Source organism: Candidatus Zixiibacteriota bacterium (assembly GCA_040756055.1).
GTDB lineage: Bacteria > Zixibacteria > MSB-5A5 > GN15 > FEB-12.
The window spans coordinates 301,154-327,404 of sequence record JBFLZR010000001.1; the positions used below are offsets into that span (position 1 = coordinate 301,154).

The following is a 26,251-nucleotide window of genomic DNA, read 5'->3' on the forward strand; positions in this document are numbered from 1 at the left end:
TTATGAAAATTGCCAGGATCTCACTAATCGCCATACTCCTAACCGCACTCGCCTCTGTCGCGCTGTCGGGATCAAAAAATGAACCGGAGAAAGAAAAGAAACCGCCCGAAGAAACAAAGAAGGAAATAGTCTGGCTGTCCTACGATATCGCCCTCAAAAAAGCGAAAACAGAAGAAAAACACATATTTATCGATTTCACCGCCGCCTGGTGCGGATACTGCAAAAAAATGGATCGTGAAACATTCTCCGACCAGCGGGTGATTGATATCCTCAACAACGACTTCGTCCCGGTCAAGGTCGATGGCGAGTCGTCGAAAGAGCTGGATATCGACGGTTACAAAATAACAGAGCGGAATCTCGCCATTCGGGAATTCGGCGTGCGCGGCTACCCGACTTTCTGGTTTTTGAAATCCGATGGAAGCAAGCTCGCCCCCATCGGCGGGTATCGAACCACCGAATACATGCTCGAAGCCCTGACCTACGTCAAGGATTACAAATATCAGGATTCAACATCGACGGAAGGCGGCAAACAATAATCCGATAGTCTCTTCGGCGGCAAAAACACCCAGGGGGAAAACGCAATTTCCCCTTGCTCAGGCGTTAGTATTTATTAACTTACCGCCGGTGAATTCGAAAATTGACAAGAAGGAAAATTATATGCTTAGAAAATTCATCCACCTGAATCTGCTACTGGGGATAATGCTGCTTCTGGCATCGTGCGGTTCCCAGCAAGCGGCCGACCAGACTAACGATCAGTCCGCACAGAACAACCCAGCCGTCGACACCACCGGGACAATCGGCGAAAACGGCATGTTCGTCTTTAAGGCCTATGATCTTGAGGGCGGTCTCCGCGACTCGAGAGAGTGGGTCGGCAAAAAACCGGTAGTACTGAATTTCTGGGGCACCTGGTGCCCGCCCTGCCGCAAGGAAATACCCGACCTCGTTAAAGTCTATAACGAATACACCTCCGACCAGATCGAAATGATAGGCCTGGCGGTGCGCGACTCTCCCGAAAATGTCAGGACCTTCTCTGAGCAAAACGGCATGAACTGGATCATGCTCATGGGCGACCAGAACCTTGGAATACGCTACGGCATCACCGGCGTGCCAACGACGATCTTCATCGACCGCAATGGCAACGAAATCGGCCGCTTCGTCGGACCCCGCGATTACCAGACTTTCAAAGACGCCTTCGAACTGGCGCTTCGCAGCTAAGCCAATCAAATCACCGCAAACAACAAAGGGTGAACCGTAAATTCGGTTCACCCTTCTTTTATCCTTTTTATCCGCCTGTCAGGCTGCCTGACCTTTTCCCGAAACGAAAAGCTTCAGCATATACCAGACCAGACCGACAGCGACCAAAAATAGAATCAAAAATATCACGAAGATCGACCACTGCGGACTGACCGGAAGCGAAGCCGGGTCGAACTTGCCGTCCAGAAACAGCAACCTCACCGTGTGGCGAATCCATACCATTGCGATCATCGAAAGAAACAGCATAAGCGACGCCGCCAGAAACTTCTTCTTGAAGAAAAAGTGCAGCGAACCCAGTGAGAGAATAATCGCAATCAGCAATGCCCACGCCGCCGTACTCCGCATAAACGGCAGAATATACTCTCCGAACATGAACAGATAGGCCAGACCGATCACCATCGCCGCCACCATCCCCCACAGGTAGAATGTCTTTCCGATCTTGAAAGCGCCTTCGTCGTCTTTCCCCAGCAGCCCGACGAAAAAGCCACCCACCGTTATCGCTCCGAGGATCATATGGAGCCATCGGAAGATATAAGAGCCTAAATCTGGATTTATGATCAGTCCGCCCTGGTGGCCGGCATACATGGAGGCGTACAGCTCCGGCCGCTCCGCGAGGGAAAACACGGAACTGTATACGAATGAGATGTACAGAAGACCCACGAGCGTAATCCACAAAAATACGTTGACCCGCTTGTTCTCACGTCCGGTGACAAACGACGCCGCGTACATGAAATAATAGGCAATGATGGCCACCACGAATATCATCAGCCAGAACCATCCGCTGACAATCGACGCGGCATACACCGGCTTGGCTAAAACAAGCTGGGCGAACAGTAGTGGCGCCACGCCGATAGTGACCGTAGCCGCCATGATATTCGGAAAGAGCTTGATGAACTTCTGCACCACCGGGTGACTCCATCGATCGTTGAATTTCCCGAACAGCAGAATTATCACTCCGCCAAGAAGAAAATTCATCGCCACCAGATGCAGTGTCAGCGTCACTATGTGCAGCACGTTGACCAGCCAGAGAGGCGCCGACAGGAAATTGTAGTCAGGTAAATTCATTGCGTCCCCCCTTTGTTTAACGACAGCAGATATTCGATCAACGCCTTCCGCTCGACATCATCACCGGTAAACGCCGGCATCTCTTCGCCTAAATCAGCCGCCATATCCAGCAGGTCGCTGAGATCATCAGCCGTGAGCCCGGCCAGCGTTGCCCATTTATCATTGAAGCCGCCGATTTCATGACAACGACCGCAGCGGACCTCATAGACCTTCTTCCCGAGCGCCACACCGCTCAGCTTGTAGATTTCGCTCAGATGCCGATTGTCAAGTCTGGCGTAGAGATGCGCGGCAATCAGGTCTGCCTCCTGAGGAGTACCCGTGAATGGCGGCATATTGCCCTTGATTACGTTGATACCACGCACCGAAGCGGCGATGAAGGCCGTGTCGGTTCCATCGAGGGCCGGCTTGAGCGCCTTGTATCCGCCTCTGGTGTGACAGCTCCGACAGGCCCGCCGAAACAGGTCGGCCCCATCATCACCCGTGCGGAAAGTCATATGCTCCAGCATTCCTTCGCGGGTGTAAAGGTCGGCTTTGGCGACTTCGATGCCGTTTCCATACATGTAGCCCGAAATCACATACGGCTTGCGAATTGATTCGCGCAGCCACTCATACTCGCCGAACCAGCTCAAACCGAAAATCATAAGAAGAATCGCGGCGACCATGTTGTGACGTTTCGGAATGAGCAGCCCGAAGACAACAATCAAAACCAATATCAGACCGGCGTTCCAGAAAGACCCGTACAGACTCGCGATTGGTGTTGGCATCTGGGCCCAGGCGTTCTGCACGATGTCCGATGGAATGGCGTTCCAGTACCAGTAAAACGTAGGCACCATCACCGCCAATCCCACCAGCGCCCAGATCGCGTTGTACCTGACTACTCTGGCCTTGAATTCATCGGCTTTGTACCTCGCCGCTACAACCAGCGCATATAAACCGGCCAGCATAATAGAGATCCCGGTGCGCAGCCAGAGTGAGGACCAGAACGTGGGATTGAAAAATCCATCCCAGAAGTTTCCTGTGGCAAGCCAGTCACCCGGGGTCAACATGAAAGTTACGATTCCGTTGATGATGAACAACGACATCCACGCGGCGCCGAAATAAACCCAGCCGACAAACATGTGCGCTTTGGCCGACATCTTGTCCCAGCCGTAGAAATACACCAGGGCGGCCGTGATTTCCATCAAGAAGAACGTCCATTCCGTTGCCCAGCCCCAGACGAAGTTGTGAATCAGAGCCTCTGTCGCGGCCGGGTTCAACAAACCGATAACGAACCAGATGCCCACGCCGGTCAGAGCCCCGAACACCACGGTGACGAGAACGAAGAACTTGCTGAGCTTTTTCAAAAACCCCAGCATCAATTCGTCATTTTTCCTGCGAGCCGATCGCTCGGCTACCACAAGATAAAGACCGCCGCCGATCGCAAAGTGCGACACAAAGACGTGAATCACGGCTACGACAGCCATCAGTATCCCATAACCGATGTCCACGTCCCAGAAGGGATAGTTCATACCAGTAACTCCACTCCTTTTGGTAGTTTAATTGATTGTGGCTCTATTTTATAAAAACAAAATGCGTGACGCAAGTCTCATTGAGTCAAAAAGTGCAGCATAGGCCAAAAAAGTCCCCTTTTGGCTCAGGCATCCATCGACGGTCTCTTGGTAAAGTATTTGATGTTGTGCTCGCACCTGTAGCCGTTATTTTGAAAACATGAAATCGACGGATAGTTAATTTCCTCAATGAGTGCGCATATAACCACTGCCCCCCTTTCCCTTAAAAATTCCTCGGCGTGCGCAATAAGCTCACCGGCCAGCTGTTTTCCCCGAAAGTCCGGATCGATAGCCAGTCGATTTATCCATCCCCGGCGACCATCAAAATTCGCGATCACCACCCCGATCATCGCGTCATCTTCAAACAAACCATAAAAAGCGCAGATTGAATTGGCCATTTCCCTGGCCATCGACTCGCGGCTGTCACGTCCCTTTGGTTTGTAAGGCAGGCCGGCAATGGACCAAACCCTGATAATATCATCGTAGTCATCAATTGAAAGTATCCTAATCTCGCGGGCCATATTTTTCCTCCAGAATCGCCTTCAACGACGACCAGGCGAATTCGGATGCGAACGGCTCATCGTTCCAGTGTTCGCATCCGGTAAAATTGAGAAGCACGCCGCGCGCCGGCACGCCAACATCGGCCGCCGTGCGCATTCCCGAAGCCAGCATCATGATACACGCTATGCCGATAACGCTCAAGTCTTCCATCTTAGCGGCAAAGTATTCAATCTGTTCGGTCAGTTTGCGTTTGGAAAAGACAATCTTCAAACCGTATTTCGCGGCCAGATCACCAACCTGATATGCCTGACAGGTCGGCAAACACCTTTTGCAAAAATAGCCATACCGCTTTTCCACTTTCTCACACTCCTTCTCGTGAATAGAAAGGCAGTCCGGCATGATTATCAGGGTGTTTTTGGCCTTGTTGAATTTCTCCCGGTTGATCTGATCATAAATCTTGAAAGCGACCATCTCCAGCAGATACTTTTCTTTCTCCGACTGACGAAGCTCACTGTCATCGCGACCCGTGTCGGCTTTGGCTCGCTCGACAAAACCCTCGACTCGGGAAAACTCCTCGGAAAAAGTATCGAATCCCGACTTGATGAATTCGCTGACGAATTTATCTAGCTTTGCGGTGAAATCCGGTCCGAGACGGTAGGTGGGATGCTTGCTGTCCATGGGCCCAATATAGAAAAAGGGCCGCACGGGCGACACAATTTTATTTGCCCTCAAGGCTGGTGAGCGGTTTAAGCCTCTCTATGCCGCTTCTGGCCTGCTCTGACTGGGGATTGAGATTGAATGCGGTAATAAAATTCTGCTGAGCGCGCGCTGTTTGACCACTTTTCTCGTAGCAATTCCCCAGAGCCACGTAAATTAATGAACGATCGGTTGCTGTATTAGGGCAATGTCGAAGAGCCATCCGGAGGGTCTCCAGACTCTGCTCGAACTCATCTCTTTCTGTTTGAATCATGCCTTTCAGATAATAGGCTTGCCAACGGTCGGGGTTGAGCGATAGCTCTCTATCGACAATCGTCAGGCAGCTATCCAGCGAGCCTCGCCCGTACAACTCTTTTGCCTGTGAAAGCCGCGGTTCATCCGGCCTTGACTCTTTCTGGGCGGTCACGGCAACCGGATCAGCCACCGGCCTCTGGCCGAGATACCTGGCTTTTACGGTGTCCATACCGCCGCTACAGCCAAGGATAAGGCTCAGAATTGTGGCCATGCCTAAAGGTATAATATGCCTCATTATTACTGATTATCGGCGTTTCGGTGGACAATATTCAGAGGGAAAAATACTTCAAAAAGGCGTTGAATTAAGCTTATGAGCCGTAGTATTATAAGCAGGTATCAATAACTTTTGCGCGCGGGAGTTCACAGTGACTTATCAACCACCGCCCAGGTTTTTCAAAAATCCCGGCCTTGCCGCCGTGTTTTCGTTTTTCTATATGGGGCTGGGGCAGATCTATAACGGCCAGATAGCCAAAGGAATACTCTTCATCGTGGCTTACACAATCTCCTGGCTGTTTATTGCCTCAATCATACTGTTGCCAATCGGGATCATAAGTACCCCTGTCTTGTTTATCTACGGCATGTACGATGCCTATAAATCGGCCGAAAAAATCAATCGCGACATTGCCTCACAACCGCCTCACGGCAGCGGACCGGCCGTCAACTAAGATAAGACAGGCGGGGATATACCCGGACTTGACGATTGATGGGCAAAACGGCTATATTCCACCATGCTTCTGGCTATAGACATCGGCAACACCACTATCGTGGTAGGTCTTTTCAAAGAGACAATTCTTAAGGACCGCTTCAGCCTATCCACCCGGCACGGTATGACGGCCGATGAGGCCGGTTTTGTGATTACCGGCTGGCTCGAAAGAATGAGCCTGTCCGCTGAGGACGTGGAGGTTGTCATAATCAGTTCCGTCGTACCGCCGCTGACCACCACGTTTGAAATTACTTCGAAAAGGCACCTTGGTTGTCTTCCTATAATTGTATCGCACAAACTGAAATTGCCGATCACTATCGAAATTGACCAACCCGACCAGGTAGGCGCCGATCGAATCGCCAACGCGGTGGCCGGCTTCACCAAATTCGGCGGACCGGTCATAGTTGTCGATTTCGGCACCGCCACGAATTTTGATATCGTCGACAACAAAGCCGCCTACGTTGGCGGAATACTCCTGCCGGGCCCGGAAACATCCATGGCGGAGCTGGCAAAACGAGCGGCTCGCCTGTTCGAAGTTCGTATCGAGCCGCCAGATTTCGTAGTCGGCAAATCCACCGCGGGCGCCCTTAAGTCCGGGTTGTTTTACGGAACGATTGGACAGGTTGACTACTTGATTGATAAGGTCCTCGAAGAAACCGGCTTTAAAGGGTGCACGATTGTGGGCACCGGCGGCTTCTCGCGCGGCATCGACAAATATTCAAAACATATCAAGACGATAGAGCCGAATCTCACTCTCGAAGGTCTTCGGCTCATAGCCGGCCTTAACGCCAAATAAAAAGGCGCCTCTCGGGCGCCTTTATCGCTTTCATCGCAAACATCGCTTCAAAGCTTATAATACTGCTGGAAATCCAGCTCGAAACCTTTCGGAGCGTATTCCCCTTTTTCCTTGTTGAGGACATAGTCTTTGAAATAGTCTCCTGCCGCTATCTTGCGAATCATCCCCAGGAATCGGTCAATCTCATCTTTGGTATTGTATATACCGAACGACACGCGAATCGTCCCCGGCAGGTGAGAGCGGTCGCGGGCGAGAATCTCTTCTTCCAACACCCTCGATTCGTCGTCACTCACTTTCAACAGCGACTTGACATAAAGGTGAGCGCAGAAACAACCCGACCTCACCCCGATAGCTCCCTCATAGCTCAAAATCGCCGCTACCAACGCATGCGGCAAATCGCCGACATTCAGCGATATTACACCAAGCCTTTGGGCGGCATTCTTTGGGTCGGCGTCACCATAGAGCTCAACCGAAGGAATTTCTTTCAGCTTCTCCAGAGCATAGGCTGTCAACTGGGCCTCATGACGAATGATCTCATCCCAGCCAATCTGCTGAATCATCTGGATGACCTTGGCCAGAGCCACCACCCCGATGATATCCGGCGTCCCGGCCTCTTCCTTCTCCGGGAGATCGGTCCAGTAAGCATCTTCGAGCGTGACTATGTCAACCACACCTCCACCGACTTCCTCCGGATCACCCCGCTCGAAAGTCTCCCGCTCACCAATAAGCACCCCCACCCCGAACGGCGCGTAGACCTTGTGGGCGGAGAAAACAAGATAATCAAGCATGCACTCTTTATTGTTGGCCTTCATGTCAACGGGACGGTGCGGTGCCAACTGGGCGGCATCGACCAGGATCTTCGCGCCAATCTTGTGCGTCTCGCAGGCGAAGAAATCAATATCGTTGATATAACCTGTCACGTTGGAGGCGCCCGTGATGGCCACGAGCTTTATTTTGGAGCCGTAACGTTTCAGCTTCGCCAGAAAGTCGTCTGTGGATATGGTACCGTTATCGTTTAGCCCGATATGCTCGACCTTCGCCACCCTTCTCCACGGAAGTTCGTTGGAATGATGCTCCATTAGGGTCGTAAGAACGATATCCTGTTTGGTCAGCGGCAGCCGGTTGGCCATTTTGTTGAGCGCTTCGGTTGAATTTTTCGTAAAAATGACAACCTGCTTGCTCAAATCGGCGCCTACAAAATCAGCAACGATATCACGCGACCGCTCAAAGGCCCAACTCGACAATTGGGACTTGAACCCTGTTCCACGGTGAACATTGGAGTACCAGCGCAAGAACGATGTTACTGAATCGGCTATATGAGAAAAGGTCGGCGTGGAAGCCGCGTTATCGAAATTAATATACTTCTGCGGACCGTGCAGTGTCGGCACCGTCGTCTCAGCGCCGATGAGAAGTCCCGGCAGATCCTTTATCGTAATTTTCTTCGTATCAGCTAAGACACTGACTGGTTTAGACATATCCGTACCTCGATATTACTTTTGGCTCTGGGCTAATATAGGTAAATGCCTCGATAAAGCAAACAGATTAAAACCGATTTCGACAAGTGGCTTTGAGTCCGGCATGCACCTAGCCAAGTTTCTGCGCTAGTACATCGACAATGCGCTCCGAACTGCGACCGTCCCAGAGTCGCGGAATCGTCCCCTTTTTACCTCTTCCATCCAGTATCTGTTCCACAGTAGCTAAAATGCACTCTGGATCGGTCCCACAAAGAGTATTCGTGCCCTCGTCGATAGTGGCCAGAAGTTCAGTGTTTTCGCGCATCGTAATACACGGTATGCCCAGATAGGTAGTCTCCTCCTGGATACCACCGCTATCGGTCAACACTATACGCGCCTCGGATTGAAGTTTAAGGAAATCCAGATAACCCAGAGGCTCGATGAGACGGAGGCCTGTCCCGGTCGATCCTGCGCCCAACCCAAACTGCTCAATGCGACTGCGAGTGCGAGGATGGCAGGGAAAGACGACGGGGAGTTTTTCGCTTATCTTTTCGATACAAGACATAAGCCTGCCCAGAACCTCCGGATCATCGACATTCGATGGCCGGTGCATGGTCATAGCCACATAGCTCCTTGGCTCCAAAGACAGCCTGCCGAGGATGTCGCTGCCGCCGGCGATTTCCAAGTTGGCAACCAATGAGTCTATCATGATATTACCGGTGTAAAAAACCTTTTCACGGGAAACACCCTCGGCCTCAAGATTCACCATCCCGGCATCCTCGGTCACGAACAAATAATCTGACAACCTGTCGGTGACAATGCGGTTGATTTCCTCCGGCATCCGGTTGTCGAAACTGCGCAATCCGGCCTCGACATGAGCCAATTTGAGGCACAATTTGGCCGCCACGATTGCCGCGGCGATTGTGGAATTGACGTCACCAAAAACAACTACCAGGTCGGGACGAAGCCTGATCAGTTCTTTTTCCAGCCCGACCATAATACTGCCCGTCTGCTCGGCGTGCGTCCCGGAACCGACACCAAGATAAACATCCGGTTGCGACATCTTCAGCTGCTCGAAAAACAGCTGAGAAAGATTGTGATCATAATGCTGTCCGGTGTGAATAAGGACCGTCTCGAATTTGTCAGGATATTTCTTAAGTTGCGCCAGAAGCGGCGCCGATTTCATGAAATTCGGCCTGGCCCCCACGATTAACACTAGTCTGTATCTACGCATCCTGGTTTTCAATCTCCCCGTCAACAATCCGGACGGTGCGGCTGGTAATGGTTTTGTAAAGTACTAACTATAACACTATAACACCGCGATTTGCAACCGATTTTGCCCCCCAAGACAGACAGTTGCCGCAAATGGTTACAAAAATGTTTAGTTGTTAGCGGGTAAACATTTATATGGAGCTAAAATGATGCGAACGCGGTATCGGTGGTCACAAGTTGCAAATCAGATGCTGTCCAAAAACGACAGGTATCTCTCCGCCCATTTTTCACGACAGTGATTGCGGGTGACATGCTCGTGGTACTTCTGCCCCAGCGCTACGCCGTCGATTTCTCCGGTCTTGAGCGCCATTATGAGTTGAGTCAGACGGTCAGCATCATCTGCCTGGAAAGAAAGCGCTCCTCCGGCCAGCTCCAACTCCGAAACAGCCTCACCGCCGGATGAGCCATAGATGATCGGCTTACCTGACGCCATGTATTCGAACAACTTGCTCGGCAGCGAACCTTTTGTCACCGGCACATCTTTCATACTGTGCACCAGGACATCACCGGCACGAAGGAAATAAGGGATGGTCTCAAGGGGCTGAAGACCGAAGAAGCCGACATTTTTAAGACCGTAGTCTCTGACCATTCCCTCAAGAACCTTCTTTTTCTGCCCATCGCCAATAAAGGCGAAATATATATCGGGTTGGTCAGTCAACTGTCGCGCCGCCTCGACAAGAGTCTCCAGGGAGTGGGCCCATCCCAGAGTACCGGCGTAAATGACAAGAAACTTCTCCTCCAACCCGAATTTTTTGCGTATGCCGTTGGAGTCGGAATCTATGAACTCGCGACTCACGCCCGACTTAACCGTCGTCACCTTCTTCTCATCCAATCCAAGGCCGAGAAGATAATCAGTTATCCCCTGGGTCACCGGGACTACCGCGTCGGCCTTGCGATAAAGATGGTGCATCATTTTCTTCAATAGCCGCGTGAACGGTGAACGGCTGAGATTACCAAAGTCCTCGCTCGACTCGGGCTGCAGGTCACGAATCTCAAGGACAAATTTGCTCTTTCTAATTCTGCTGAGGATATAGCCAATCACCGGGGTCGTGACCGGCGGCGACGAAGCTATGACGACATCAAAACGGTCTTTTAATCGAAATGAATTGAGGATGGAGGTTGTCAGGAAACTTATAAACCCGACCATCCGCTTGGTCGGCTGACTGTTAGAAGCCGGCAGCACCCAACTGCGATGAACCTGGACACCATCCATTTCCTCTTTAAAGTAAAAACGCCCACGATAACGGGGCGGGACTATTCCATCCGGATAATTGGGCATAGCAGTGAGAACCGATACCTGATGACCTTTGCTAACGAAGTATCGGGCGAATTCAAAGAGACGTCTAACCGCTCCCCTCTCCGGAGGGAAATGTTGAGTTACAATGAGAATCTTCATAGGCCCACAGACTGTAAGTCTATCATCTTTTACGGGTTTACGCAAGATTTTTCTGCCCGGCCCGCTCCTTTTTAATATTTTTCTTTTAAACGCTTGACTCCGTTGGAAATGCTCAATATTTTTTTCGGGTTGCGAACCTGAAACCAAAACTAATTGTATAAGGGTTAACAGATAACTTCAAAGAGGTAGTATGATGCGTAAGTTAGTGGTTATTGCCCTGTTAGGTTTCGCGCTTTTGGCCTTTGCCGCCATGCTCGCCGTGGCTCAAGAAGAGACCAAAACCGAGGCCAAGACTGAGGCCAAAGAAGGCGCCAAGGCCGAATTTGTCGGGGCCGAAAAATGCGCCAAGGTCTGTCATAAGGTCCAGTTCAACTCATGGCTGGAAACCGGTCATGCCAAAGCGTTCACCGTTCTCACGGATGAAGACAAGGCCAAGCCGGAATGCGTTACCCCATGTCACGTCACAGGCAAGCTCGCCGATGGCACGCTGCTTGAAGGCGTTCAGTGCGAAGCCTGCCACGGTGCCGGTTCTGAGTATAAGTCGCCCAAAATCATGAGCAAGCCAAAATGGAGTGGCGATCCGGCCGGTTACAAGAAGATGGCGATGGATGCCGGATTGATTTACCCGACAGCCGAACACTGCACCCAGTGCCACAAGGAAGAAGGCAACCCGAATTTCAAGCCGTTCGATTTCGAAGCTTCCAAAGGCAAAGTGCACGCATTCGAGGAATAACCGACTCGATTCCGAGTAAGAAATTAGTAAACTCTAAAGGCGGCCTTCAGGCCGCCTTTTCTTATATCATCGGGGGATTATCAGAGAAACCCTTAAAGGGAAATGTGCGCACGGAAACCCACCGCTCATTTACCAGCGGCGTCATTAAATCCAGCGAAGATGCAAAGAATTTTTCCCGCGGAAGATACGAAGCTATTTGTTCCTTCACGAGCACCAGGCGGTGTTCTGAAATTTCCCGCGCCACAGTTACGTGAGGCTGATACAACTTCTGAGCCAGAGGTATGCCCAGCCGGGAATACAACCGGTAATACAACTCGGTGAGATGATCGTTCTTGAGGACATTCCAATAAATAGTCGGAGAACCCGGATAAAAGTCGCCGATACTATCGAGCTGAATCTGAAACGATTTCTGGCCATCGGTCTCGGTTTTGATCAGGCCGGCGAGTTCATCAAGAGGAAGATTCGTTTCGAATGGAAATACCACCGTTATGTGAGGAGCCACCAGGTTGTAAAGCGGGTCGAATCGCTCGCGAAGCGGCGCGACTATCTCGTGCAGCGCCTGCGGCAGAAGTATCACCACCGCATAGCGATTGCGACGACGCTCACCGAGAGCCCCGCCATATTCAAAAATCCTATCCATCTTATCCGACAAAATAACAGAAGTACTACTTATAAAAAATGATCTCAATGCGCCTGTTTTTGGCGCGCCCTTCGGCAGTGTCGTTCGAAGCTACGAAATTCGTCTCACCCTTCCCGAACACCTTGATGCGCGATATATCGACCCCGTGCATCGCGAGATAATCACGAACACGGTTAGCGCGCTTCTCCGACAGCTTCTGGTTGGCGACATCGGTGCCGATATTATCCGTATATCCGCTGATTTCCAGACGGATCTCGGGCACGAAATTCAGTATCCGGGCCAGTTGCCGCAGTCTTTCCTGATTGTTGGGATCCACTTCGAACGAACCGGGCGGATAATCGATATTCAGCACCATCGGATGCGAGAAGTCAGTCAGATCAATACATCCAAATTTGTCCACGTCCACACCATAAAGCGTGTAAGGACAATCATCGATCCCATCCGGAACTCCGTCGCCGTCTGAATCCGTCGGACAACCGCTGCTATCGACGCGAGCTCCCACCTGATTGAAAGGACACTTGTCGAGATAGTCAGGCATGCCGTCAAAATCCGAATCGATCGGACAGCCATAAATATCAACCATGCCGGCCGCCCGCGGGTCGGTACCGGCGCAGTCATCGAGGCCATCGCTGATGCCATCGGCATCGCTGTCAATGGCACATCCGGTTTTGTTCACGATAGCGCCGAGAGGCGTGTCCAGACATCGGTCAAGTTCATCCGGCACACCATCACCATCGCCGTCAAGAGCCTGACGCGACGACTCACCGGCCGCCGCCACCGTCGCCTGCGACCAGGTACCACTCGATTTCCATCCCCCGCCTGAACCACCGCCAAACGCGTACTTAAGGGTCAAGAATGACCCTACCTGCCAGGTGTTACGAGCGTCCTTCACCGAAGTCTCGAACTCGGCGCCGGCTCCCGTCAGCATGTCGGCTTGAACATCCCAGCACAGCGCCAGTTTTGACGACAAGGTCAAATCAAAACCCGTTCGCGCCGTAACAAAGATCTCGGTGGCGGCAAAGTCTGTTCGCTCATTGTGCACCCCAAGAACATCAATTGCCGTATCACCGACCGGCTCCACGATTTTCCACACCATCAACCCCCCGCCGAATCCAACATGCATATTCAGGCTGTTATCGGGATTGAACAGATATTTGTTCAGGGTGATTCCCAGCCGCGAAGCCTTCCATTTTTGCGTGGCGTTGGCATCATCGCCGCCAAACGACAAACTGGAAGATGCTGTGCTGTCGTTAAGATTGCGATGTATCGAGAAATCAAACTCAAGATGCCAGCGGTCCGAGAATCTGTAACCGGCGCTGCCGCCAAAGCTCTCGTTCAGGGGAAATTTGTAACCGTCACCTCCCGTGATTGTCGATACACCGCCCTTCAAACCGAAGTAATAGCGATAGTCCGATCCCTGACACGGAATCGAAAGCATGAGTACAAGTATGAGAATCACAAATCGAAGCATCAACAATCTCCACGGCGAAGCTTAATAGAGCTTCCTTACCTCCGCCCCAACATAGTAGTGAGTGAGAATTTTATCGTACGTCCATCCCTCCCGGGACAAACCGATTGCTCCACACTGGCACATCCCGACACCGTGACCGTAGCCGCTGCCGGCGAACGTGATCGACTCTATCTCCCCGCGTCCGTCACGCTCTATCTCAACCTTGAAACGGCCCGATGGCAGGATCAGATCCGGATTCGAAGTACGCCCGACCACCCAACGAATACGGTCCTTGTAAAAACGGAAAACATCATTGTCGGTATGGACCAGCATGGTTGCCACCCTGCCGCCGGGCGTTAATTCCGAGATAGTGATATCGCGGATTTTTCCGATTCGAAGGTCACGGCCGCGATCGCTTGAAAGGTACTGTTCTATTCGGCCCCTTAGCTGCTCCTCCGTGAAAGTCTCTTTCCAATTATAGTATTTGGACCAGGAACAGGCGCCGTTGTCCGCCACGGGCTGAAGATAAGGCAGCTCCTTGCGGTCCCAGACCGTGGCGATATCATCGGTATACCCGCCGCACGTGGAATGATAGTAGGCGTTGATGTACTTATCCTCAAAGAAAAGAACCCGTCCGGCGGTGAGATCGATGGCCCGATTGACCAACTTTTCTTCGACATCGTGCCCCTGGTACACCTGGTCGATAATACTCGATTTCATATCATACTGCTTGTTGGCATACTGCTGAAGATGCGCCATGGCATAGGTCCGGGCAGCCACCGCCTGAGCCATAACCGCCTGAAGTTCATCATCGGTGCGCTTGCCTATCTCCGGAGGAACAACGCCGCGCAGATAATCTTCCATATAAATCACATTGATCAATTCCACCGACTGACCTTCCGGCAATATTTTGAGAATCCCGCGGTATCGCGCACCGTTTAGAACCACTCTATTATTGTTTCCTCGCGGAATAATATTCACCTCATCAAGTCGGTCCTGAATTATGGCGCCTTTGTGATTCTCCACCCTAAGGAAATCTCTCGAAGTCTTTACTGTTACCGCCCGCGATGAATAAAATACCGTTTGCTCACCCTGCTTGAGGCATTCAATGGCGAATGAACCGTCCGCGGACACCGTAGCTTCGCCGTGACTTTCGTCAAGAAGTACTCGCACAAAGGGAATTCTGATATACGTGCTCGATGATTCCTCCTGAAGTCCCGGCACAGTGGCGCAACTCCACACGAGTATCATCAAACACAATACCGTTCCGATTCGACCGGCGTATTTGATAAGTTTGTTCAAAGTCTTTCCTATACTCATCGCTTCTTCATATATCCGGGCGGTTGAGTTATCTTCCCCGATACCGGTTGCCGACTGTTATCGGCTGCCTTTCCAAATGAGGTCCGAAACGCCCGTGAGCGCAGACAGGCCTCGCCCATCACGGCATAAGCCACAGCCTCGACATAATCTCCGTCAATTCCCAGTTTATCGACAGGCACGATTTCAAGATCCGAAAGGTAGTGGCTAAGTCTATCAATCAGGAAAATGTTATGTTTTCCGCCACCGGTCAAATATAATTTTGACAACATCTTATCGCGTCTGACCAGCGGCTTCGCTCTATCGGCAATCGATACCGCCGTGAGTTCTATGGCCGTAGCCAGAAGATCATGGTCACTCAACCCAAAGCCGCGCCCTCTGTCGACAATCCGGCTGGCCATTGACTGACCGAACGATTCGCGGCCGGTCGATGTCGTCTGACCCCTGTAAAACGGCGACTTCCTGAGCTGGGAAACGAGCCGAACCGAAGGCTCCCCCTGCCGCGCCCGTCGACCGAACCGATCATACTTCTGTCCAAACAGGCGCTGCGTCAAAATGTCGCTGAGACTGTTGCCGGGACCACAGTCAGCCGCCCTGACATGGCGCCTCGAACGAAAGGCCGGAAAATAAAAATAGTTGGAGATTCCCCCAATGTTTACGATCAGGCGCGACTCATCTCTGTTTCGAAACAACTCTTCCATGGCCGCCACCGTAATAGGCGCGCCTTCGTTGCCCAGGGCAATATCGGCCTGACGAAAATCACTCACCACGATTTTACCGGTCGCAGCCGCGATGAAATCAGCCGAGCCCACCTGCAGGCTGCCCCGGACTTTATAGCCGGCATACCTGGCTTCATCCGGCACGTGCCGTATGGTTTGTCCGTGCGATGCTATGGCGTCGATCGCCATACGCGCCGGGAGTTTCGCCATAAAATCCCTGGCCGCGCTGCCGTAAAACCGACCAAGGATATTATCCAGATAGACAACCTCCTCCAACTTCATTGTCTCGCCGTCCACCGCGCCAAGAATCAGTCGCCGTAGGACGGCTGGATATGGTTTTGTGGATGTTCGCAGGAGTTTGAAACTACGGCCGCTCGGACCCTGTACCACCCGCACGGCAGCCATATCGAGACCGTCTGCCGAGGTGCCGGAATTGAGCCCGAGGATAGTCAGGTTCTTTTTTGTGAGGATTCGACTCAAAGACATGGCCGAAAGGTATCAATATAAAACGGATTTGCCCAGTTTGAATTTTATACCGGCAATCCGGTCGAGTGAGGCTTTCAGGCGCTCCACGGGAACCTCACCGCGCTGAACGGCATTCTTGAAATGCTCGTAGGCCTCCATGGCGGCATCAATATCCTGCCCGAACAAGAGCAAATCATGCCCGGCGTTAAAGGCCGCTACCGCCCGGTTACCAACCGAGCCGAGTCTGGCGGCTCCCTTCATGGTCAAGTCGTCGGTTATTACGGGTCCGTCAAAAGCCAGACGTTCCCGCAGATACGTCGATATGATCTTATCAGACGCAGTCACGATCTGGTTGTCCAGAGCCGGCAATTCAACATGCGTCGTCATCACCATGTCGGCGCCCTTTTCGATACCGGCGGCGAAGGGAAGTCTCTCCCTTTGTTCCCACACCAGTTCGTCGTAGGGGGCAACGGCCGTCTTTTCGTGCGGGTCTATCTCGGCGGCGCCCAGACCGGGAAAATGTTTCAGGCAGGAAAGCAAACCGTATTTGTGACAGACATCAACAGCTCTTTCGACAAAAGGGACCACATCGTGCGCCGAACGCCCGAAGCAACGCCCTCCGAGACACTTGTTCTTCTCGTTGAGAAAAATATCACAGACCGGCGCCAGTACGAGATTGATCCCCAGTTTTTCCAGGCACAACGCTGACCGGCTGAAATCCTCCTCGAAAGTATCGATCCCGAGCTTGCTGCCATAATCCTCAGCGGAATCGAATTCGGCCGGCGCGCCGTGAATGCGGGTGACACGCCCGCCTTCCTGATCCACCGCTATGAACGGCATACTCTCCCGGCAGTGATCGGAAATCAACCGGATATTCTTTTCGACCATCTGGTGCGTCGGACAGTTCGACGCGAATAGAATCACGCCGCCGATGTTTTCTTCCTGGATGAAGTTCAAAAAAGCCGGTGATGGTTTACGCTCGGGAAAACCGATTATGAACAGCTGCCCAATCTTTTTGAATGCTTCCAACATTTTATCCTCTTCCCCCAAATGTCAGTATATCACACAGGCGCTCGGTCTAGATGACACATACTGCGTTCTTTCCTTCGTTCTTGGCCTGATACAACGCCTGGTCCGCAACCGACACCAACTCTTCCTGCGACTTGCCGTTTTCGGGGAATGAGCTGACACCCACCGAAACGGTCACCTTAAGCTTACCGTATTGACGCGCCTCGAACACTTCCCGTTCAACCTGCTCTCTGATACGTTCGCCGATAATGGTCGCTTCCTGCCGTTGGGTCTGCGGCAGAATAATCGCGAACTCCTCGCCGCCGTAACGCGCGAATATATCAACATCGCGGATACACCGCTGTATTATCCCGGAGAGCTTGCGAAGCACATAGTTACCAACTTCGTGACCATAAGTATCGTTCAGTTTCTTGAACCAGTCAATATCAACCATGATGAGCGACAGCGGCAGCGAATACCTGCTCGCCCTTCGCTTTTCTTCCTGAAGCTTCTGTACAAAGTACCGATAGTTATACGTTTCCGTCAACTCGTCAATGATGGTTAATTCCTCGGTTTTCTTGTGAAGTTCCGAGTTTTCCAGCGCCAGCGCCGCCGACCGAGCCACTACCGACAACATCTGAAGATCCCGGTCGGTGAAGTGCGCGACCTCGTCCGACTCGGCTGTCAAAAGACCGTTGGTGTGCGCGTGCGATGTCATCGGCACAATCATCATCGAGCGCGTGCTCTGGTCGAGCGACTTGACATCCTGGCGGCTGGACACATCCTTCACAATGATCGGCTCGCCCATATCGGCCGCCTTGCGCACCAGTTCCATCCGCGAGATATCAATGGCCTTGAGGTGAAAATTGTTCTGGCCGCCCTGAAACCGCGCCCGGTAGTAAAAATTTCCCCACTTGTCCTTGAAAACCACGGAATAAGACTTGTACTGCAAAAGACCACCCATAATCCTCATGACTTCTTTGACCACGCTGTCCGGCTCGAGAATCGACGCCAGAATACGTGTGTTCTCATAGATCATCTCAAGGTGCGCCTGTGAACGCTCCAGCTCCGACGTTCGCTGGTTAAGCGTGTTGAACAACTTTAAAAGACGTTTCTCCGAACGGCGCATGTAGTCTGAGGCGTAGAGAATCGCGAAGTAATAAACCCAGATGAAACCTGCCCGGATGGAAATGTCAAAAAGGTTCTCCATCTCCAACTCACCGCCCGCAGACACAAGAAATGCTATGGTAACCAGACCGGTGCTCGCCAGCGAAAACCAGAATGTGAGTACATAAGCCGCCACCGAAACGGTGAGGAAGAACAGCAAGTAAAACGGCGACTGAATTCCGTTGGTCCCGCTCGTATAAAGAACCAGAAGCGGTATCATCAAAATGTCATAAATGATTGCCGATAGATAGGCCAGCTTCAGGTCAAACTTGCCTTTCATCGCCGTGAAAAACATCAGCAGGTGCACGACGAACGTACCCATCAGAAAATAGAAAACCGTGTGGTCTTCTGCAGACAGGTCGCCAAAAAAGGCGTACCAACCCATGCAGCAGAGAACCATCGACCGTGTCAGCAGATAGATTATATCTACTCGCGGCAGCAGCGTCTTGTGGCGGTCGAGAAATAACTTCATGTCTGGCAGTATCCTACTCTGCCTATATATCGGTAAAAACCGCCGTTTTTTGATTGAAAACCCGCAATTAGGCTGAAATGGTAGAATCAGCCGTCGCTTTCGGCTCCACCAGCTTGCGGATAGAAAGCCGCGCCACACCCAGAGCCAGCACCAGCAAAACGACATCAATAGCAGCCAACAGATAATTGTGACCGGGGAGATAATCCCAGAAAAGCTTGTAACTCAATGCCCACATTGTGGTTACAATCATCACTAGGGCCGGGATGATGGTAAACCAGGAAGGCCTTTTGGCCCGATTAAGCCAGACCGTTACAGCTATCAGCGTCAGGGCGGCCAATAGCTGATTGGTAGAACCGAACAGCGGCCAGATAAGTTGGTAACTGTTGGTCCAGGCAAGCAGCAACATCAAAATCACGGAAAGCCCCGAATTGAACCAGAACCTTTTCATATACGCGGGTGGATGCTCAAAGACCGACTCCCAGAGTTCCTCGAACAGATAGCGATTCAGTCTCACCGCGGAGTCGAGAGTCGTAATCAAAAAACCCTCGACAATCAAAATGCCAATCACCGTACCGAACGCCAGCGACAGACCAATCGAGCCGTTGAGAAGGTGCCCCAGCGACAGCGCGAAGGCCAGAATCGGGTTGCCGCCTCCAACATCCGGCCACGCGATGGCCATGTACTCGTCGTACTTCAGCGATGATCCAATGGCGATTAGAACGAGCACGGCAAGAAGCCCTTCCAGCAACATTCCCCCATAGCCGACAACTTTCGCCTGGCTCTCCCGCGCCAGTTGTTTCGACGACGTTCCACCGGCGACCAGAGCATGAAAGCCGGAAATGGCGCCGCACGCAATCGTAATGAACAGAAACGGCCAGACCGGACCCATTTTCGCCGTTCCCGCCGCCAGATTCGTCATCGGGGCCGTCACACTCAAGCCCTGAAAACCGGAGATCACTATTCCAACCGTCATCGCGATCATACCGAAATAAAGGATCTGGACATTGACGAAGTCACGAGGCTGCAAAATGAACCACACCGGCGCTTCACACGCGAAGAACGTGTACACCGCGATTATGAGCATCCATACCGTCGGCGCCAAAGACAGGGGATAAGTGAACCCGACATAGACCGAAAAAAAACAAATACCGAACGCGATTACGAAAGCCAGCCATGTTTTGATCTGACGCTTGCCGACCAGATAGCCCAGAAGCGGCGCCGCCAGCGTAATGATTATTACCGACGTAGATGCTATCCCGCCGACTATCCCCATCGTCTGGCCGCCGACAGTGGTCGTGCGGAGCATCGTCTGCCCCGCCTCGAGACCAAGCTTGTCCAGCGGATAGAGCGAAGTGAGCGATATGGCGGTGAACGATAAGAACGCCGAGGTAACCAGCACCAGCAACACAATTGTAAAAGCAATAAACATGACAAATCCGGACTCGCCAAGCGACTTGCGGGCTACCTCCGCAACAGAGTTTCCCCTTTCACGAATCGAGGCGAAAAGAGCGGCAAAGTCATGAACGGACCCGAAGAAGATCGCGCCGATTACAACCCACAGCCACGCCGGACCGACACCATACAGGATACCCAAGGTTGGACCCACGATCGGGCCGGCCCCGGCAATGGTGGAATAATGATGGGCAAACAGAACCGATGGTCTGGTGGGCACATAGTCCTTACCATCATTGATCTCTACGGCGGGGGTAGGGCGGTCCGCGCATTCGCCCAGAGCACGCGCCACAAACCGTCCATAAAAACGGTAGGCCAGTATATAACAGCCAACGGCAACAAGAAGGTAGGTCAGAACATTCATGCTATCTCATCACTTCAGAATATACACGGCTGTGCCCTCATCCAGAGAAAATAAAACACTACCCCTCAGGATTTCAAGTATAAACATGGCCGTTACGAAAGGCCCAAAAAGAGCCGGCCGCCGGCAGAAATTCCCCTGAGATCCCAACCCAAAAAAAAGACTTTCCTAAAACACGTTTAGCCCGTTACTTAACGGATATTATTGCAATTGAGGCAACTCAATTTCCTGGCGGACGTAGTTTATTGATGGAGCCTGAAAGGAAATGAGATGAAATCGACTCATAGCCCATATCGCCTTTTCCTCTTCGCCGCAATTCTTATCCCCCTGATAACGGCCGGCAGCATCGGCGCCATTACTTTTGAAAAAGAAGATAATATTCACATATCCAATCTGCACCGCATTGATGACGACCTGATCGCCTGGGGCTCGGTGATTACGGTCGACGGCCTCATAGAAGGTGATCTCATCGCCGGGGCGTACACTGTCAACACCAACGGACACATCAGAGGCTCACAGAACGTATTCGCCTATACTTTCACTCACGCCGGTAAAGTCGACGGCGCTCTCAGGGCATTCGTGAATCGGATCGACGTTAATGGCTATGTGGGGCGGTCGATGATGGTGAGCGGGCAGGAAATTCATGTCGGCGAGAAAACCGTCATCGAGAAAGACGCCGTACTGCTCGGCGGAAGCGTTTATTTCGATGGCATGGCGCGCGAGGATGTCGAGATAACTGCCGGAGCGGTCTACATCAGCGGCGTCATTCACGGCAATGTCGTACTGAAAGCAGAGAACATCAACATTCTTCCACCCGCTTTCATCGAAGGAAATCTTACCTATTACTCCGAGAACGAGGCCTTCATCGATGAAGCCTCCGGCGTCACCATCGTCGGCGAAACCGTCTGGGAACCCAAAGAGGCAGACGCCGATAAAGATAAAGTCGGCCTGTTCACCCAGAGTGTCGTGGGAATATCCAAGTTACTGGCGGCATTTTTGTTCGGTGTCGTCCTTCTGTTGTTGTTCAAACGGTACGCGGCCGAATCAATCAAACAACTCAAAACAAACTTTGCCGTCTCTACCGCCACCGGCCTTCTGGCCATGATTATTTTCGCTATCAGCGTCATTATCCTGATGATCTCCGGCATCCTCGTCATCACCGGACTGGCGCTCGTTTACAGCTCCGACGGCTCGCCGGCGGGCGGTCTGGTGCTCGCTCTCTCTATCTTTATGGTCCCCATCACCAGCTTCATGACCGTCTCGGGGGGAGTGCTTTTCTACAGCGGCAAGATTGTCTTCGCCCTTTTGATCGGATATGCTCTCATGAAGATGATGAAACCGGGCGCGGTCTATTTGGGACGCTTTCAGATGTTGCTCGGCCTGGCGATACTCGCCGTACTCTGCGCGGTGCCGTATGTCGGCTTTATTGTCTACCTGGTAATAAGTATCATCGGAGCCGGCGCCATTATTCTGGGAGTCAAAAACTGTCGAAAAGATTCCGAAGCGCCGGCGACGCTTTCCGCCCCCCCCGAACCACCGGGCGAAACCGGCTGATCATAAACCGGCGGCTGTCCCGCGCCGGCGCGGATCCGAGGCGCCCGTCATCGTACCGTCGGAATTTACGTATATTATCTGAATATCACTGTAGGGAGCGCGCTCTTCGACATGATGCCCCAGCGCGATCAAAGCCTGAACGACATTGATATCGAAGCCGCCTTCTTCCAGATAAAGCACGTCCGGAAGCCACTGGTGGTGTACTCTGGGAAGAGCCGCTGTCTCTGACGGACTGAGGTCAAATCTGGTAAGGTTCAAAATCGCCTGAGCCACCACTGTTATTATCTTCCCGCCGCCCGGAGCGCCAATAGCCAGGCAAGGATGATTGTTCTTCAAAATCAGCGTGGGGGACATCGATGACAACATCCGCTTGTTCGGCTCTATTTTGTTGGCTTCCGCTCCCACCAGCCCGTAAACATTGGGTACGCCCGGCTTCACGGAAAAATCGTCCATCTCGTTGTTCAGCAAAAATCCGGCGCCGTCCACGACCAGCATACTGCCGTAAGAACCGTTGAGCGTGTAGGTAATCGCCACCATGTTACCGGCGCGGTCACACACCGAGTAGTGAGTGGTCTGCTCTGATTCCACCCTGGGAATCACCCCCGGTCTGACTTCCTCAAACGGCATGGCATGCCCAAAAGTGATGTGGGAACGGCGTTCGGCTATGTAGTTCTCGTCGAGCAATCCCTGCGTTGGAACATCATAGAAACCCGGATCCCCCAGATGTTCACTGCGATCGGCAAACGCCAGGCGGCAGGCTTCGGCAAACAGATGGATAAACTCCGGTGAATTCGGTGATAGACGCGAAAAATCGAAAGGCTCGAGAATCTTGAGAATCTGACCCACCAGAATACCACCGGAACTCGGCGGCGGCATCGAATAAACATCGAGCGAGTCGAATTTCACATGAATCGGCTGGCGCCACACCGGCTCGTATCCGGCGAGATCATCAACCGTAATCAAACCACCGTGCGCGCGCATGGTCGAGTCTATGAGCGCCGCAGTCTGCCCTTTATAGAATCCATCCCGCCCCTCGGCGGCAATCAGGTAAAGAGTCCTCGCCAAATCCGCCTGTACCAGCACCTCGCCTGCTCCGGGAGCGCGTCCTTTGGGAAGATATTGTTTTGATGTCGCCTCGAAAGCGCCCAGTTCCGAAGAATACTCCTCGAAGGAACCGGCCAGATACTCATCCACCACGAAACCGGTATCAGCCAGCGCGGCAGCATATCCAACCAGTTCGTCCCACGGCAAACTGCCGTATGATTCCCACAATCGGTACAATCCGGCCACGGTGCCGGGCACACCGGCTGCCATGGCGCCGACCGTTGAGAGATTCTCTATTACTTCTCCGGAATCATTGAGATACATCCGCTCGTGCGCCGCCGATGGAGCCGTCTCCCGGAAATCAAGCGCCCGGATAGCGCCGCTCTCGCCATCACGGATGAGCGCGAAGCCGCCTCCGCCGATATTGCCCGCTTCCGGGTGACAAACCTCCAGCGCGAATCCAACCGCCACGGCAACGTCGAAAGCATTGCCCCCGCGAGCGAATACCTGACGACCTACCTCGGTGGCGATCGGCGCCGAGGTCGCTACCGCGCCGGTATCAAAATACTGGGTAACCTCCAGTCCGGCGCAACCGGCAACCGAGATCACCATGAAGACAGCCGCGACGGTTGGCCGCGCGGCTGTCAGGAGATCTGATATGAATTTAAGCATTAGATTGATTCTGCTCAGCGTTTATCTACCGCGAATATCAACCCGTCGGGATACTGAATCGTCAGCGGAATTCCGTCCCTGAGCTCCTTGGCGGTCATTTTCACCGGCTTGTCTTCCTCGCCGGCGAAAACATTGGTCAAACGGAGATTGGCCGACTTGAACCCCGCGGCCCTTAAATCCGCCTTGATAATGATTTCTTTCTCGCCGGCCTCAAACCCATCCGAGAGCTCTCCCGCCGGAGGAGCAACCACAAACAGCAGACCGCGCTTTTCACCATTCTGGAACGATACATCCACCGCCGGGTCGCTGCAGTAGAGATAGGACTCTATCTTCTCACCCGTGAGCAGCGACTCCACAAACGACAGCTTCTGATGGTTTCCGCCGGAACCGATGTCGAAACTGAGCAAATAGAGATTACCTTTGAAGCGCGACGAACACACGCCCACTACCTTCGTATCCGACTTCACCAGCTTCTTCACCTTGGAATCATCGGTGCTGCGAATCGAACCGTAGATATAACCCGGGAACGATCCGTTCTTGTGGGTGATATTACCGATCCGGTACTCGACCGTGGTCTTGATTCGAAAATGATTGGCGAGTATCTGGCAATCTTTGAAGTTCTCATCGTACTTGGGCATCAGGCCAATCAAGACAACCGTCACACCCGCCTTTGCCAGCTCGACAATCGCCTCCTGATCGCTTTCCGCCATAATCTCGGCGGAGGGAATAACCACCATCTTGTAATTCTTGAGCGTCTCAAAATTCTTGTTCTCGCGAATACCGAAGTTCAATTTCAAACGCATCAGATCGCGCAGGAACCCGACTGTCGAATCGTAAAGCAGCCTTTTCATATACACGAATGACTTCGGGCTGGAGGTCTGAGCCAGCCAGGAGTAAAGGCGATTACCCACAACAGCAATCTGGGCCTCGTTGTCCATCTGCTCCAGGCCAATCTGAGTAACCACCTGATTGAACCGTCTGGCGGTATTGTAGCCCTCTGATATGGTACCGTCGTTGTGAAGCGGGGCGCCATACCATCGGTCGCGATCAACAAACATATAATGGTTCATTCCCTTGAAACCGGCAGCCAGACCGGCCGCCAGGTAGAACCGCTGCCTGTTGCCCGTTATCGGAGCCACCTGCTCCTCTCTATTTGGCTCGGCTGCCGCCGCCCCCGAGGCGAACGACGAAGCGAACGCAAAACCATACTCCGCCTTCAAAAACCGCGCCTTAACCATCAGGTCAAAATAGTTGCCCTCAGGAAAAACATTGGAGCCCAGAAACGGCTGACGATCCGATGGCACGAGATCGAACGCCGAAAGCAGGTCTCCGCTGCGGAAATAAAGCGACCTGAAAATAAGCGGCTCGACCGTATAAGCCTTAAATATGTCCTCAAGCTGTTCCAGATATGTGTTCAGCATCCACTGCCTGAACTTAAACCAGTCCGTAACTTTGGGATAATCCTTCATATCCAGGCCGCTGAACTGTCGCGGAGGTTCCACGGCGGCAAAATCGGCGTTCTTCTCCTTGTACTGAGCATTCAATTTCTTGATATCACCATAGATGCCCTCAAGATATGGAGGATAGTACTTGGCTATCACATCAGGATTATAATCGGCGCTGTCGGGATCCAGTTGACGGGCGAACGATGTCTCGTAATCGAGCTCAACCATGAAAATCGGACCGCGAGGATGTACATAATTCTTGGTCGTCTCTATAAACGCCTTGAAATAACTCTTCAAATGATACTGGAAATTGGGATGAAGATAACTCGGTAAATAGCCCGTCTCAACACCATAATCGTCGGATAGCTTGCGCTCCTGCCCCTTCGCGTCACGAGCGAATATCTTGATGTCGTTAAACAGATATTTCGGCAAACCGCCGTAAGGAAGCTGCCCTGCTACCCACGGACCGGGACGCAAAATCACCTTGAACCCGAATTCACGGGCCAACTCCAGAAATACAATCAGATCATTGTTCGGATCATCATATCCACCGAAATCAAAGTGCTTACTGCTGTCCTGATGTATATTCCAAGGCACAGCAGTAGAGATTATCCGGAAGCCCGCTCGCTTGATACGCTCAAAGCAGATTGACCAGTACCTTTTCTCTATCCGGAAATAATGCAACTCCGCCGAAAACGGATGATATGTCTCCCGACCTATCGAGAATCTATTCCCTATTATTCCTAACATAAC

23 protein-coding genes are annotated in these 26,251 nt (G+C 52.3%); 6 read left to right on the forward strand and 17 right to left on the reverse strand.

Annotation, left to right across the window (positions count from 1 at the left end):
- Window positions 1-2 precede the first annotated feature (2 nt).
- Window positions 3-536: a DUF255 domain-containing protein gene (locus AB1483_01335; protein MEW6411096.1), complete on the forward strand. Its 534-nt coding sequence runs from the start codon at window positions 3-5 to the stop codon at window positions 534-536.
- Between the two features lie 121 nt (window positions 537-657).
- Window positions 658-1,215: a TlpA disulfide reductase family protein gene (locus AB1483_01340; protein MEW6411097.1), complete on the forward strand. Its 558-nt coding sequence runs from the start codon at window positions 658-660 to the stop codon at window positions 1,213-1,215.
- Window positions 1,216-1,293: 78 nt separating this feature from the next.
- Here AB1483_01340 and AB1483_01345 read toward each other — a convergent pair whose 3' ends face one another.
- The 5 genes from AB1483_01345 to AB1483_01365 form a co-directional block, all read right to left on the reverse strand.
- Window positions 1,294-2,319, reverse strand: a complete 1,026-nt coding sequence (locus tag AB1483_01345) for a hypothetical protein (GenBank protein MEW6411098.1) — start codon at window positions 2,317-2,319, stop codon at window positions 1,294-1,296.
- Window positions 2,316-3,827, reverse strand: a complete 1,512-nt coding sequence (locus AB1483_01350; protein ID MEW6411099.1) for a c-type cytochrome — start codon at window positions 3,825-3,827, stop codon at window positions 2,316-2,318. The genes AB1483_01345 and AB1483_01350 overlap by 4 nt, the downstream gene beginning before the upstream one ends.
- A gap of 125 nt (window positions 3,828-3,952) precedes the next feature.
- Window positions 3,953-4,387, reverse strand: coding sequence for a GNAT family N-acetyltransferase (locus AB1483_01355; protein ID MEW6411100.1), 435 nt, complete (start codon window positions 4,385-4,387; stop codon window positions 3,953-3,955).
- A complete protein-coding gene (locus AB1483_01360) occupies window positions 4,371-5,045 on the reverse strand; it encodes a DUF116 domain-containing protein (protein MEW6411101.1) in 675 nt (224 codons plus the stop codon). The genes AB1483_01355 and AB1483_01360 overlap by 17 nt, the downstream gene beginning before the upstream one ends.
- A gap of 40 nt (window positions 5,046-5,085) precedes the next feature.
- Window positions 5,086-5,547, reverse strand: coding sequence for a hypothetical protein (locus AB1483_01365; GenBank protein MEW6411102.1), 462 nt, complete (start codon window positions 5,545-5,547; stop codon window positions 5,086-5,088).
- Between the two features lie 196 nt (window positions 5,548-5,743).
- Here AB1483_01365 and AB1483_01370 point away from each other — a divergent pair, with 196 nt between their 5' ends.
- Window positions 5,744-6,043 carry a hypothetical protein gene (locus AB1483_01370; protein MEW6411103.1) on the forward strand — a complete coding sequence of 100 codons (300 nt, stop codon included), beginning with the start codon at window positions 5,744-5,746 and terminating at the stop codon, window positions 6,041-6,043.
- Window positions 6,044-6,106: 63 nt separating this feature from the next.
- The gene (locus AB1483_01375; GenBank protein MEW6411104.1) at window positions 6,107-6,877 is read left to right on the forward strand and encodes a type III pantothenate kinase; all 771 of its coding nucleotides are present in this window, start codon (window positions 6,107-6,109) and stop codon (window positions 6,875-6,877) included.
- Between the two features lie 47 nt (window positions 6,878-6,924).
- Here the strand turns inward: AB1483_01375 and AB1483_01380 are convergent, their stop codons facing one another.
- From AB1483_01380 to AB1483_01390, 3 genes are all read right to left on the reverse strand, one after another.
- Entirely contained in the window at window positions 6,925-8,352 is a 1,428-nt protein-coding gene (locus AB1483_01380; GenBank protein ID MEW6411105.1) for an aminotransferase class V-fold PLP-dependent enzyme, read from the reverse strand.
- A gap of 109 nt (window positions 8,353-8,461) precedes the next feature.
- Window positions 8,462-9,565, reverse strand: a complete 1,104-nt coding sequence (gene wecB, locus AB1483_01385) for a UDP-N-acetylglucosamine 2-epimerase (non-hydrolyzing) (GenBank protein MEW6411106.1) — start codon at window positions 9,563-9,565, stop codon at window positions 8,462-8,464.
- A gap of 222 nt (window positions 9,566-9,787) precedes the next feature.
- Window positions 9,788-10,999, reverse strand: a complete 1,212-nt coding sequence (locus tag AB1483_01390) for a glycosyltransferase family 4 protein (protein ID MEW6411107.1) — start codon at window positions 10,997-10,999, stop codon at window positions 9,788-9,790.
- A 190-nt stretch (window positions 11,000-11,189) separates the two neighbouring features.
- Here AB1483_01390 and AB1483_01395 point away from each other — a divergent pair, with 190 nt between their 5' ends.
- Window positions 11,190-11,732, forward strand: coding sequence for a multiheme c-type cytochrome (locus AB1483_01395; protein MEW6411108.1), 543 nt, complete (start codon window positions 11,190-11,192; stop codon window positions 11,730-11,732).
- Window positions 11,733-11,793: 61 nt separating this feature from the next.
- Here AB1483_01395 and AB1483_01400 read toward each other — a convergent pair whose 3' ends face one another.
- The 7 genes from AB1483_01400 to AB1483_01430 all read right to left on the reverse strand — a co-directional run bounded on the left by AB1483_01400 (window position 11,794) and on the right by AB1483_01430 (window position 20,786).
- Window positions 11,794-12,372: a 2'-5' RNA ligase family protein gene (locus tag AB1483_01400; GenBank protein MEW6411109.1), complete on the reverse strand. Its 579-nt coding sequence runs from the start codon at window positions 12,370-12,372 to the stop codon at window positions 11,794-11,796.
- 25 nt (window positions 12,373-12,397) lie between these two features.
- Complete coding sequence (locus AB1483_01405) at window positions 12,398-13,843, reverse strand: OmpA family protein (GenBank protein MEW6411110.1); 1,446 nt, start codon at window positions 13,841-13,843, stop codon at window positions 12,398-12,400.
- Between the two features lie 21 nt (window positions 13,844-13,864).
- A complete protein-coding gene (locus AB1483_01410) occupies window positions 13,865-15,124 on the reverse strand; it encodes a SpoIID/LytB domain-containing protein (GenBank protein MEW6411111.1) in 1,260 nt (419 codons plus the stop codon).
- 14 nt (window positions 15,125-15,138) lie between these two features.
- Window positions 15,139-16,344, reverse strand: a complete 1,206-nt coding sequence (locus tag AB1483_01415; GenBank protein ID MEW6411112.1) for an anhydro-N-acetylmuramic acid kinase — start codon at window positions 16,342-16,344, stop codon at window positions 15,139-15,141.
- Between the two features lie 12 nt (window positions 16,345-16,356).
- Window positions 16,357-17,355: a glycoside hydrolase family 3 N-terminal domain-containing protein gene (locus AB1483_01420; GenBank protein MEW6411113.1), complete on the reverse strand. Its 999-nt coding sequence runs from the start codon at window positions 17,353-17,355 to the stop codon at window positions 16,357-16,359.
- Window positions 17,356-17,401: 46 nt separating this feature from the next.
- The gene (locus AB1483_01425) at window positions 17,402-18,970 is read right to left on the reverse strand and encodes a sensor domain-containing diguanylate cyclase (protein MEW6411114.1); all 1,569 of its coding nucleotides are present in this window, start codon (window positions 18,968-18,970) and stop codon (window positions 17,402-17,404) included.
- A gap of 67 nt (window positions 18,971-19,037) precedes the next feature.
- Window positions 19,038-20,786, reverse strand: coding sequence for a carbon starvation CstA family protein (locus tag AB1483_01430; GenBank protein ID MEW6411115.1), 1,749 nt, complete (start codon window positions 20,784-20,786; stop codon window positions 19,038-19,040).
- Between the two features lie 267 nt (window positions 20,787-21,053).
- Here AB1483_01430 and AB1483_01435 point away from each other — a divergent pair, with 267 nt between their 5' ends.
- Window positions 21,054-22,337, forward strand: coding sequence for a polymer-forming cytoskeletal protein (locus AB1483_01435; GenBank protein MEW6411116.1), 1,284 nt, complete (start codon window positions 21,054-21,056; stop codon window positions 22,335-22,337).
- On the opposite strand, the gene ggt is transcribed toward AB1483_01435, so the two are convergent.
- The gene (gene ggt / locus AB1483_01440) at window positions 22,338-24,053 is read right to left on the reverse strand and encodes a gamma-glutamyltransferase (protein MEW6411117.1); all 1,716 of its coding nucleotides are present in this window, start codon (window positions 24,051-24,053) and stop codon (window positions 22,338-22,340) included.
- Between the two features lie 14 nt (window positions 24,054-24,067).
- The gene (locus tag AB1483_01445) at window positions 24,068-26,248 is read right to left on the reverse strand and encodes a beta-galactosidase (GenBank protein MEW6411118.1); all 2,181 of its coding nucleotides are present in this window, start codon (window positions 26,246-26,248) and stop codon (window positions 24,068-24,070) included.
- Between the last annotated feature and the right edge of the window lie 3 nt (window positions 26,249-26,251).

Bases quoted from the DNA above. Each gene is read 5' to 3' on its own strand.
- AB1483_01335 (MEW6411096.1), top strand. From the start codon at position 3: ATGAAAATTGCCAGGATCTCACTAATCGCCATACTCCTAACCGCACTC.
- AB1483_01340 (MEW6411097.1), top strand. From the start codon at position 658: ATGCTTAGAAAATTCATCCACCTGAATCTGCTACTGGGGATAATGCTG.
- AB1483_01345 (MEW6411098.1), bottom strand. From the start codon at position 2,319: ATGAATTTACCTGACTACAATTTCCTGTCGGCGCCTCTCTGGCTGGTC.
- AB1483_01350 (MEW6411099.1), bottom strand. From the start codon at position 3,827: ATGAACTATCCCTTCTGGGACGTGGACATCGGTTATGGGATACTGATG.
- AB1483_01355 (MEW6411100.1), bottom strand. From the start codon at position 4,387: ATGGCCCGCGAGATTAGGATACTTTCAATTGATGACTACGATGATATT.
- AB1483_01360 (MEW6411101.1), bottom strand. From the start codon at position 5,045: ATGGACAGCAAGCATCCCACCTACCGTCTCGGACCGGATTTCACCGCA.
- AB1483_01365 (MEW6411102.1), bottom strand. From the start codon at position 5,547: ATGGACACCGTAAAAGCCAGGTATCTCGGCCAGAGGCCGGTGGCTGAT.
- AB1483_01375 (MEW6411104.1), top strand. From the start codon at position 6,107: ATGCTTCTGGCTATAGACATCGGCAACACCACTATCGTGGTAGGTCTT.
- AB1483_01380 (MEW6411105.1), bottom strand. From the start codon at position 8,352: ATGTCTAAACCAGTCAGTGTCTTAGCTGATACGAAGAAAATTACGATA.
- wecB (MEW6411106.1), bottom strand. From the start codon at position 9,565: ATGCGTAGATACAGACTAGTGTTAATCGTGGGGGCCAGGCCGAATTTC.
- AB1483_01390 (MEW6411107.1), bottom strand. From the start codon at position 10,999: ATGAAGATTCTCATTGTAACTCAACATTTCCCTCCGGAGAGGGGAGCG.
- AB1483_01395 (MEW6411108.1), top strand. From the start codon at position 11,190: ATGATGCGTAAGTTAGTGGTTATTGCCCTGTTAGGTTTCGCGCTTTTG.
- AB1483_01400 (MEW6411109.1), bottom strand. From the start codon at position 12,372: ATGGATAGGATTTTTGAATATGGCGGGGCTCTCGGTGAGCGTCGTCGC.
- AB1483_01405 (MEW6411110.1), bottom strand. From the start codon at position 13,843: ATGCTTCGATTTGTGATTCTCATACTTGTACTCATGCTTTCGATTCCG.
- AB1483_01415 (MEW6411112.1), bottom strand. From the start codon at position 16,344: ATGTCTTTGAGTCGAATCCTCACAAAAAAGAACCTGACTATCCTCGGG.
- AB1483_01420 (MEW6411113.1), bottom strand. From the start codon at position 17,355: ATGTTGGAAGCATTCAAAAAGATTGGGCAGCTGTTCATAATCGGTTTT.
- AB1483_01425 (MEW6411114.1), bottom strand. From the start codon at position 18,970: ATGAAGTTATTTCTCGACCGCCACAAGACGCTGCTGCCGCGAGTAGAT.
- AB1483_01430 (MEW6411115.1), bottom strand. From the start codon at position 20,786: ATGAATGTTCTGACCTACCTTCTTGTTGCCGTTGGCTGTTATATACTG.
- AB1483_01435 (MEW6411116.1), top strand. From the start codon at position 21,054: ATGAAATCGACTCATAGCCCATATCGCCTTTTCCTCTTCGCCGCAATT.
- ggt (MEW6411117.1), bottom strand. From the start codon at position 24,053: ATGCTTAAATTCATATCAGATCTCCTGACAGCCGCGCGGCCAACCGTC.
- AB1483_01445 (MEW6411118.1), bottom strand. From the start codon at position 26,248: ATGTTAGGAATAATAGGGAATAGATTCTCGATAGGTCGGGAGACATAT.